The organism is Streptomyces gardneri, from assembly GCF_006539185.1.
Taxonomy (GTDB): Bacteria; Actinomycetota; Actinomycetes; order Streptomycetales; family Streptomycetaceae; genus Streptomyces; species Streptomyces gardneri.
Window position 1 is genome coordinate 1 of sequence record NZ_BJMN01000134.1, and the last position, 1,391, is coordinate 1,391.

Consider the following 1,391-nt stretch of genomic DNA (forward strand, 5'->3'; position numbering starts at 1 on the left):
ACAGGAATCCGGCCTCGCGGGTGTAGCTCTTGCCCGTGGCCTCCGGGTTCGGGTCGTACAGTCCCTCCACGTCCCAGCCGCGGTCCTGGGGGAACTCCGAGATCGCGTCCTCGCCGCCGGCCACCAGCCGCCACAGGTCCTCGGGCGAGGCGACGCCGCCGGGCAGGCGGCAGGCCATGCCGACGATCGCCACCGGCTCGCCCGCCTTCGCCTCCAGCTCGCGGAGGCGGCCACGGGCCTCGTGGAGGTCCGCCGTGGCACGACGCAGGTAGTCGAGGTACTTCTCTTCGTTCACCGTGGACACGCTGTCCCCTTGAGTTCCTGGAGGCGCCCGAGGCGCGCATGAAGTGATTCGAGTCGAGGTGCCCGGGACGGGGTCCGGGGCGGGAGGCGACCGTGCGGCAGGGATCAGTCCGTGCTGGGGTCCTGGTCGAGGAGGCCGAAGAGTTCCTCGGCCGAGGCGTTCATGAAGTCCGGCACTCCCGCGCCGTCCTCACTCCCGCCTCCGGCTCCGTCCCCGGCCGCCCAGCTCCGGTCCTCGGCGCCGGACCCGGCACCGTCCGGGGCTCCGGACGCGGTCCCGGTCCCGGTCTCGCCCGTGACCATCGAGCGCAGGGACCGCAGGTGCTCCAGGACTTCTTCGCTCCCGGGGGCGTCCGAGAGGCCCGTCAGCACCAAGGCGCCTTCCAGGCGGGTCAGTTGTGCCAGCAGCGCGTCCGTCTCGACGGAGCTCCGGGACGCCGTCGTCCCGTTCTCGTTCCCGTTCCCGTTCCCGGCTCCGTCCTGGTCCGAGGCGCCGCGCGGCAGCTCGGCGTCCAGGTGGGAGGCGAGTGCCGCCGGGCTCGGGTGGTCGAAGACCAGGGTCGCCGGGAGGGCGAGGCCACCGGCGGAGTTGAGCCGGTTGCGGAGTTCGACGGCGGTCAGGGAGTCGAAGCCGAGGTCGAGGAAGCCCCGTTCGGCGTCGATCCGGTGACCGCGGGCGTGGCCGAGTACTTCGGCGACCTCGCCGACGACGAACTCGAGCAGCAGGCGCTGCCGTGCGGGCCCGTCCACGGCGGCGGCCCGATCGGCGAGCGTGACCGCCGCCGTTTCCACCGTGCCGCCCGCCGTCCCCGGCGTGCCGGCCGTCCCGGCCGTCGCCGTGGCGGAGGCCGCGGACGGCCGGGGCCGGACGGTCCTGGCGCCGACGACGTCCCGGAAGAGCGCGGGGATTCCGGCCGGGTCGTTCCCGGCGGCGTCCCGCAGCCCGGCGGCGTCGAGCCGCAGGGGCAGCAGGACCGGGTGGCGGTCGTCGCGGAGAGCGGCGTCGAGGAGCGCGATGCCCTCGGCGTCGCTGATCCCGCCGATGCCCGCGCGGCTCATCCGGCGCAGGTCCGCCTGGCCGAGCTCGG

2 protein-coding genes are annotated in these 1,391 nt (G+C 74.9%); both read right to left on the reverse strand.

Annotated features, from left to right (window positions below; genetic code table 11):
- Positions 1-295, reverse strand: a 295-nt coding sequence (locus SGA01_RS40730) for a beta-ketoacyl synthase N-terminal-like domain-containing protein (RefSeq protein ID WP_174867705.1), incomplete at its 3' end; no start/stop codon positions are given.
- A gap of 113 nt (positions 296-408) precedes the next feature.
- On the reverse strand, positions 409-1,391 hold a 983-nt coding region (locus SGA01_RS40735; protein ID WP_255325386.1), incomplete at its 5' end, for a phosphopantetheine-binding protein.